This is a genomic window from Acidocella sp. (assembly GCF_028687955.1).
Lineage (GTDB): Bacteria > Pseudomonadota > Alphaproteobacteria > Acetobacterales > Acetobacteraceae > Acidocella.
Window position 1 is genome coordinate 39,276 of record NZ_JAQTZC010000009.1, and the last position, 6,822, is coordinate 46,097.

Annotated in this window: 9 protein-coding genes and 1 pseudogene; 8 read left to right on the plus strand and 2 right to left on the minus strand. The window is 60.0% G+C overall.

Annotation, left to right across the window (positions count from 1 at the left end; genetic code table 11):
- Positions 1 to 210: 210 nt before the first annotated feature.
- Positions 211 to 624, plus strand: a complete 414-nt coding sequence (locus PHE40_RS02275) for a hypothetical protein (RefSeq protein ID WP_299957410.1) — start codon at positions 211 to 213, stop codon at positions 622 to 624.
- 22 nt (positions 625 to 646) lie between these two features.
- On the opposite strand, the gene PHE40_RS02280 is transcribed toward PHE40_RS02275, so the two are convergent.
- Positions 647 to 913: a hypothetical protein gene (locus PHE40_RS02280; protein ID WP_299957413.1), complete on the minus strand. Its 267-nt coding sequence runs from the start codon at positions 911 to 913 to the stop codon at positions 647 to 649.
- A 182-nt stretch (positions 914 to 1,095) separates the two neighbouring features.
- Between PHE40_RS02280 and PHE40_RS02285 the strand changes: the two genes are divergently transcribed.
- Genes PHE40_RS02285 through PHE40_RS02315 form a run of 7 tightly spaced genes read left to right on the plus strand, consistent with a single transcriptional unit; the run spans position 1,096 to position 6,738 of the window.
- Positions 1,096 to 1,911, plus strand: coding sequence for a lytic transglycosylase domain-containing protein (locus PHE40_RS02285; RefSeq protein ID WP_299957433.1), 816 nt, complete (start codon positions 1,096 to 1,098; stop codon positions 1,909 to 1,911).
- Positions 1,908 to 2,279 carry a pilin major subunit VirB2 gene (gene virB2 / locus PHE40_RS02290; RefSeq protein ID WP_299957416.1) on the plus strand — a complete coding sequence of 124 codons (372 nt, stop codon included), beginning with the start codon at positions 1,908 to 1,910 and terminating at the stop codon, positions 2,277 to 2,279. The genes PHE40_RS02285 and virB2 overlap by 4 nt, the downstream gene beginning before the upstream one ends.
- Position 2,280: 1 nt before the next feature.
- Positions 2,281 to 2,613, plus strand: coding sequence for a type IV secretion system protein VirB3 (locus tag PHE40_RS02295; protein WP_299957419.1), 333 nt, complete (start codon positions 2,281 to 2,283; stop codon positions 2,611 to 2,613).
- Complete coding sequence (locus tag PHE40_RS02300; protein WP_299957422.1) at positions 2,603 to 4,996, plus strand: VirB4 family type IV secretion/conjugal transfer ATPase; 2,394 nt, start codon at positions 2,603 to 2,605, stop codon at positions 4,994 to 4,996. The genes PHE40_RS02295 and PHE40_RS02300 overlap by 11 nt, the downstream gene beginning before the upstream one ends.
- A gap of 13 nt (positions 4,997 to 5,009) precedes the next feature.
- Positions 5,010 to 5,705 (plus strand): type IV secretion system protein, encoded by a 696-nt coding sequence (locus tag PHE40_RS02305; RefSeq protein WP_299957425.1) that lies wholly within the window; start codon positions 5,010 to 5,012, stop codon positions 5,703 to 5,705.
- A 16-nt stretch (positions 5,706 to 5,721) separates the two neighbouring features.
- On the plus strand, positions 5,722 to 6,051 hold the full coding sequence (locus PHE40_RS02310; protein ID WP_299957427.1) for a hypothetical protein: 330 nt from the start codon (positions 5,722 to 5,724) through the stop codon (positions 6,049 to 6,051).
- A 3-nt stretch (positions 6,052 to 6,054) separates the two neighbouring features.
- Entirely contained in the window at positions 6,055 to 6,738 is a 684-nt protein-coding gene (locus PHE40_RS02315; RefSeq protein WP_299957430.1) for a type IV secretion system protein, read from the plus strand.
- Here PHE40_RS02315 and PHE40_RS11005 read toward each other — a convergent pair.
- Positions 6,677 to 6,822: pseudogene (locus tag PHE40_RS11005) on the minus strand (hypothetical protein); the annotation flags it as partial. The gene PHE40_RS02315 and the pseudogene PHE40_RS11005 sit on opposite strands and share 62 nt — an antisense overlap.

Genomic DNA, 6,822 nt, shown 5'->3' on the forward strand with positions numbered 1-6,822 from the left:
GGTAACGCAGATTTGTAGAATCTCAAGGACATTACAAATAATTAAGGCAAAAACCTTGTGCGTCGTTATCTGCGGTTCTTGTTGACTCACGTAAGCAACGGGGGCACGGAAATGCAACCAGTGCGTAACCTGCGGTGGCAAAATGATGCAATGCGAAGTCAAGTACGGGCGGAAACGAAAATGGTATGATACCCGCTTACTGGGACACCATTGGGGGATCGGTTGGGCAGGATTCACCGGCCGCGCAGAGCGCGGACAGGATTTGAGAAGGCGGACATATCCAAATTTCTGGGTGAAGGGGAACGGATCGTCGGCGCCTACGTCGTCGTCCGGGCCGGGAAGCCGATTTCGACGGAGTTTGCGCCCTCGTTCGATTATTCCCTTTTCATCAACATCACGGGGCTGCGCGGCTACTACGCCTATCTGGAAGGGACGCGCACCGGGAAGCCCCGAATTTTCCGGTCGTTTGATCGCATTCTCAAGATGCTGCGTGGCCTGGGCTACCTTGGCCCGGTCACGGCCTATGATGAGGACGATGCGCGCACGCCTCCGGCAGCGCGCGGTGCAACGCGCCGCCGGCCGGGCGATAAGTGCCAAACCGCCGCGCCGGAAGGGCAAGAGTAAATCCAGGGCCTCAGCGGCCCGGTTATTCCGCGCTTGGTTTGCCTTCATTCGGCGCGTCCTCTTGGGCCAGCGTCGCCTTGCGCTGCTGGACAGCACGGCGAACGGCTTTCGCGCAAAACTCCTCGATACTCTCGCTCGTCGTGAGATGCGCTTTCAGGTCGGCGTACACGTCGAGACTACGGATAGCCGTCTCCAGCTCAACGGCAGCCCTGACAAAATCGGAACGATCTTCCTTCTCGCCAATCACCCGCTGAAGGGCGGCAAGGGTGTCTTCGTCGAATCGAACCATGATTCGCCGTGCAAATTTCTTCGGCCGGGCCATCCGGCCAGTGTATCGGGGGGTGTCGCTAATCACCAAACGGTTGCCTATAACTATAGTTTCGGTCGCCCGATATTGACATTATGGGCAGATTGTCGGTTTATGCAAGCCGCTGCCCCCTGCGGAGTGTTCCGGTGGCTGGGAAACACATGATGGTCAGGCTGTTCGAGCAACGTCGCGCTCTCCTCTTCGCCGCTGGAGCGGCCTGGGTGGCGTGTGGGGTGCCGGGCGCCGCAGGGGCAGCACCCCTCTCCACGGCCGATTTTACGACCCTGGCGGTCCGCTGTGCGCCAGCGGTGCCCGTGGCGACATTGGAGGCCGTGGCAAAGACGGAAAGCGGCCTCGATCCCTGGGCGCTGCATGACAACACCACCAAGGTCAGCGAGGCGCCGGCAACCGCACAGGCGGCTTTGTCGGATGCCTGGCAATGGATCAGCCGGGGCGATTCCGTCGATTTGGGCCTCATGCAGATCAACTCGGCGAACCTGTCCGCCCTGGGCATGACGGCCCGCACTGCGCTTGACCCCTGCGCCTCGTTGGCTGGGGGCGCTGCGGTGCTGCAAGCGGCCTATGGCGGCGGGAAATCCAGTGCCGAGCAACAGGCGGCGCTCCTGATGGCGTTGTCACGCTACAACACTGGCTCGCCGTTCAAGGGCATCCTGAACGGCTACGCGCGGCGCGTGATCGCCAACGCCAACGGCGGGACCGCTCAGCCGCCCGCCTCGCCGCCCCAGGCTGTCGCCGTCGCGGACCCGAACGCCCCGCCGTCATGGAACGTGTGGGCTACAGCGGCCTATGCACAGACGCATGGGGCACCCTGGCTCATCCCCCTCGCACCGGCCGCGCTCGCATCCGCGCAGGCCCAGAAATCGCCGGCTGGCCCCCCGGCGCCCGTGTCCCCGGCTGCAACCGTGGTCGCGGCAATTCAGGCCACACCCTCCACCCAGCAAACCCAGAGGAGTCCATGATGAAGCAAATTCTTACCCGCGTTGACCGTTATATTCAGCCGACAATATCGCCGCTGCGACGGTTCGGTATGACCGTCATGCCATTGCTCATGCAACGCACGGGCCTCGCTCTCGCGCTCCTGGCGCTCCCGGTCGCGGCCTATGCTCAGACCGTCAGCGGCGGCGCCAGCCCGCAGACGATGATTAACAACGTCTGCACGTTCATTCTCGGCCCCTTCGGCGAGACGATTGCGGTACTCGGCATCATCGGCATCGGCTTTCTGTTCATGTTCGGCCGGGCATCTCTCGGCGTGATCGCGGGCATTATCGGCGGCATCGTCATCATGTTTGGCGCCTCCTACTTGGGCCAAACGCTCACCGGGGGCTGATGTGGAGCCGCTGGAAACCGACACTCTCTACTTGGCTGCGACACGCCCGGCGATGTTCATGGGCGTGCCGTTGGCCGTGGGTGCGCTCCTTTTGATGCTTTGCGGCCTCGTCGTCGTATTGCTGAAAAACCCACTCTATCTCGGCGTGATGCTGCCGCTCTGGTTTGCCGCCCGCGAGCTGGTCTCGCGCGACTACAACGCGGTTGGGGTCATGCTCCTTTATCTCAGATCATCCGGCCGGTCGGTGGACAGCCATTTATGGGGCGGGTCGTCGGTCTCGCCCTTCCCGATCCGGGTCAAAAATCGCGGGCGAGGTATGATTGATGTGGGGTGATAGCGGAATCAGCGAGCGGTCGCCTACGCAGCACCGCTATTTGCCGTTTGTGGGTCATATCAGCCCCCAGGCCGCCTTGCTCGAAACCGGCGGCCTGCTTGCCATGGCGCGTGTGGAAGGCCAGCCCTTTGAGCTGGCGGACCATGCCGCGCGCAACGCCCGCCTTCGGCTGATGAACACCGTCTATCGGAATATGGCTGACGACAACGTAGCCATTTTCACGCATCTCGTCCGGCACATGGATGAAGCGCCGGAAGCACCACGGCAATTCCGGTCGCAATTCGCGGCTGACCTTGACCGCACCTATCGCCGGGTAGTGCTGCAAGACCGGCTGTTCAAGAATGACTATTATATCAGCCTGGTCGTGTCGCCCCGCAGCGTGCTTGGCGCAGGCTTTGCGACCAAGATGGCGCGCTTTCGGAAGAAATTTCCTGACGTTCAGGACGGCCTCGCGCGAGAGCTGGAGGATCTGTGGGTGATCCTCGAAAACGGCTTTGAGAATTTCGGTATCCGCCGCCTTGGCGTCTATGAACATGGTGGCGTCATGTTCTCCGAAATCGCGGAGGCGCTGCGGCTCATCATCACCGGCCGCCAGCTCCGGGTGCCGGTTGTTTCCGGCCACATGGGCGATTCCATCTACACTGACCGGGTGATTTGTGGCCGCCGCGGCATTGAAATCCGGTCGCCGGACAAGAGCACATTCGGCACCATCTTCTCGTTCCGAGAATACCCCGCCAAGACCAGGCCGGGGATGCTGAACACGCTGCTCTCGGCGCCCTTCCCATTGGTGCTGTCGCAGTCCTTCGCCTTCGTGACGCGCGCTCAGGCGCAAGACAAGCTCTCACTGAAATCCGCGCAGATGGTGGGCGCACAGGATAAGGCAGTGTCGCAGATTGCCGGGCTGGATGAGGCGGCAGATGCCGTCATGTCCAATCAGTTTGTTATGGCGATGCACCATCTTTCGCTCGCGGTCTATGGCAGCTCCTTGCCGGAGGTTGAGGAACGCGCCGGCCGGGCACGGGGCCGCCTCGCTGATTGCGGCGCTGTGGTGGTCGAGGAACGGCTTGGGCTGGAAGCGGCCTTCTGGTCGCAGTTACCGGGAAATCTCGGCTGGCGCACGCGGCCCGGCCACATCAATTCCCGCAACTTCGCGGGCCTGTCGAGCTTCGACAATTTTCCCAAGGGGCAGACCTCCGGCCATTGGGGGAAACCCATCGCGCGGTTTCCGACCGATGGCGGCACCGCCTACGAGTACGTGCCCCATGTGGTCGATGTCGCCATGACCATCATCTTCGGCCCGATCGGCTCCGGCAAAACGGCGCTGCTGATGTTCCTCCTGGCGATGTTCGAGCAGGCCATGCTTACCGAAAACGCCATGTCCGGCTCGCGCGGGTCAATCGTGTTCTTCGACAAGGACCGGGGCGGCGAACTGCTGGTCCGCGCCACGGGCGGGACATACCTTGAGCTGCGCCGGGGTGAAGCCTCCGGCATGTCACCCCTGCGCGGCCTCCAGAATACGTCTGCCGATGCGGATTTCCTACGCGGATGGATCAAGGCGCTCATTCAGAGCGACGACAAGGGCGAGATCAGCCCTGACGATGAAAAGCGCCTGGACCGCGCGATTTCGCGCCAACTGAACATGCCGGTCGAGCTGCGTTCGCTCGCGGCCCTGCGAGAATTTCTCGGCCATTCCGATCCGATGGGGTGCGGTGCCCGCCTTGAGAAATGGTGCCGGGGAAACTCCCTGGGTTGGGCCTTCGACGGGGACAAGGATGAAGTCCGGGTGGATGACAATATCACCGGCTTCGACATGACGCAGCTCCTAGAACATGAGGTGTGCGCGCCCGCCGGGGCCTATCTGCTGTATCGCGTGACGCAGCTCCTCGATGGTCGCCGCGTTGTGCTGTCCATCGACGAATTCCGGTTCTACCTTCAAAACCCGCAATTTGCGAAAGTGGTGGATGATCTGCTGTTGACCGTGCGTAAGAGCAACGGTGCGGTGTTCCTCGCCCTGCAAATGCCAGAGCACATTCTTGAAAGTCCGCTCGGCCCTTCAATCGTCGCGCAGTGTCAGACCAAGATCATGTATCCGTCGCCCACGGCTGATCGGAAGACATATCTCGAAGGTCTCAAATGCACCGAGGGCGAGTTCCGTGCCGTGCGCGAGGACATGCTGATCGGAAAGCGCAAGTTTCTGCTGAAGCGGGAACAGGGCAGCGTCATTTGTGAATTCGATCTCGGTGAGATGCGCGATTTCGTCGCGGTCCTGTCTGGCCGGGCGAATACGGTCCGGTTCGCCGAGAAGCTGCGTAAGCAGCACGGCGAAGACCCAGCCCGTTGGCTACCGGAGTTCATGCGGCGTTACCGCGAAGCGACAGATTGAGAGGAGAGCAACCATGAGGAAGATTCTTGCAGTCATGGCCGTTTTGGGCGCCGTCCTTGCCCTGACGCCCAATGCCAAAGCCCAGATACCCGTAATCGACAGCGCCAACCTGACCCAGAGCATTCAAGAGCTGGCGCAGGACGTTGCCACGGTCGAGCAGTTGAAGAATCAGCTCACGCAGCTTCAACAGACATACGCGATGTTCACAAAACCCACGAACGTCCTGGGGATGGCGACAAACCTTGAGAATTCGACCCTTGAAAACCCGATGCCGGCGGCGAATGCCCTGGCCGGCCTCACGGGGGGGCAGACTGCGCCAAGCGGCGCGGGTGTGACATTCTACAATCAAAACCACATCTACACGCCAACGACCGGATCGACCGATACCACCCAGCTTACCGCCAATGCCCAGGGCATAGCGAATATCGAGGGAATTGCGTCAACCAACCTTGCCGCGATTCAGACCCGGTTGCAGGAATTGCCGAACCTCGAATCGGACTTGAACGCCGCGTCCTCGATTACGCAGGTCAATGCGATCAATGGCCGGATCGCGGCGGAGTCTCAATTCGTCCAGGCTCAGCAGGCCCAGGCGACAAATCTTCAAGTGCTCGCCAGCGAACAGCAGGCTTCGCACCTCCAGCAGCAACAAGAGGCGCATCAGCAAAGTGATGCAGATTACCTAGCTGCCCTGAATTCAGCGTCGCCATAAAGACAAAGGGAAAATAATGGGAACCCAGAAAATCATCGGCATTTTGATTATCTTGGTCGCGCTAGGCGGCGGCGGATACATCATCGCTAGAAACCACTTCAACGGAAATGGCGGCAGTTCGTCCGTAACGGTCGTGCCGCCGCCGCCAACCTCTGTGACGGTGCCAACTCCCGCTTGGTACGAGGCGCATCAAGATGCCCTCAAGGCGGACAACCAACGCTGCGCCCAGCAAGGCACCACTATGCCGCCAGGATTATGCGCCAACGTCGCCATAGCAGACAAAGAAGTCAGCTCTGACGATTTTCTTCACGCTCTCAACCAGGCGAGCGGCACTTCAGGGAAATAAGTCATGGTCGCCGTCACCCTCTCCAATGACCCGTTCGCCGATTGGGATGCGTTCATTCAGCAACCCTTTACGAATGGCGTTTCAACGACGATTCAAAGCGCCATGTCAGCGATCCAAGGCCCGTTAACGGCATTGGTGGTGCTGTGGATCATCGTCACCGGAATCCTGGTGATGCGAGGGGATGTTGGCGTCCGCACAGGCATAACAAGGATCGTCAGCACAAGCCTTGTTGTCGGCCTGCTGATGTCAGTAACACTCTATAACGAATATGTAGTGTCGTTCTTCACCCAGGGCATTCCTGATTTCATCGGAACAGCCCTAAGCAATGGCACTGCCAACACGGGGCCGGATACTTTCTATCAAATTCTGATAAATACTCAGAAGGTTTTTGCCCAAGCGAACAAGGGAGTCAGCGCGGTAGATATTGCTGCCGCAGTGCTTTTCGCATTTTTGGATGTCCTTTCCGTCATCCCCACGATTGTCCTCTTCTTGTTCTATGAGCTGGCAAAAATTCTCTTGGACCTCGTGGTATGCGTAGGCCCGTTTGTTCTTCCAGGCTATTTATTTGCAGCCACAAGGGGCGTTGCTGACCGCTTTGTTAGCAAGCTGATTGGTTTGTGCATCCTCATCGTGATGGTGGACATCTTGCTGGGGTTGTTTGCGGGAGGGGGCGAAATCCTACGCTAAGGTTTTGGCCAGCGATATTCTCCGGTGAGATTGATGTGTTCCCATCCGAGCGGCGAGACATGGGCCAGCAGATCGGGCGACAGC

Excerpts from the sequence above, each read along its gene's own strand:
- PHE40_RS02315 (WP_299957430.1), top strand. The coding sequence starts at position 6,055 with ATGGTCGCCGTCACCCTCTCCAATGACCCGTTCGCCGATTGGGATGCG.
- PHE40_RS02280 (WP_299957413.1), bottom strand. The coding sequence starts at position 913 with ATGGTTCGATTCGACGAAGACACCCTTGCCGCCCTTCAGCGGGTGATT.
- PHE40_RS02305 (WP_299957425.1), top strand. The coding sequence starts at position 5,010 with ATGAGGAAGATTCTTGCAGTCATGGCCGTTTTGGGCGCCGTCCTTGCC.
- PHE40_RS02300 (WP_299957422.1), top strand. The coding sequence starts at position 2,603 with ATGTGGGGTGATAGCGGAATCAGCGAGCGGTCGCCTACGCAGCACCGC.
- PHE40_RS02310 (WP_299957427.1), top strand. The coding sequence starts at position 5,722 with ATGGGAACCCAGAAAATCATCGGCATTTTGATTATCTTGGTCGCGCTA.
- virB2 (WP_299957416.1), top strand. The coding sequence starts at position 1,908 with ATGATGAAGCAAATTCTTACCCGCGTTGACCGTTATATTCAGCCGACA.
- PHE40_RS02285 (WP_299957433.1), top strand. The coding sequence starts at position 1,096 with ATGGTCAGGCTGTTCGAGCAACGTCGCGCTCTCCTCTTCGCCGCTGGA.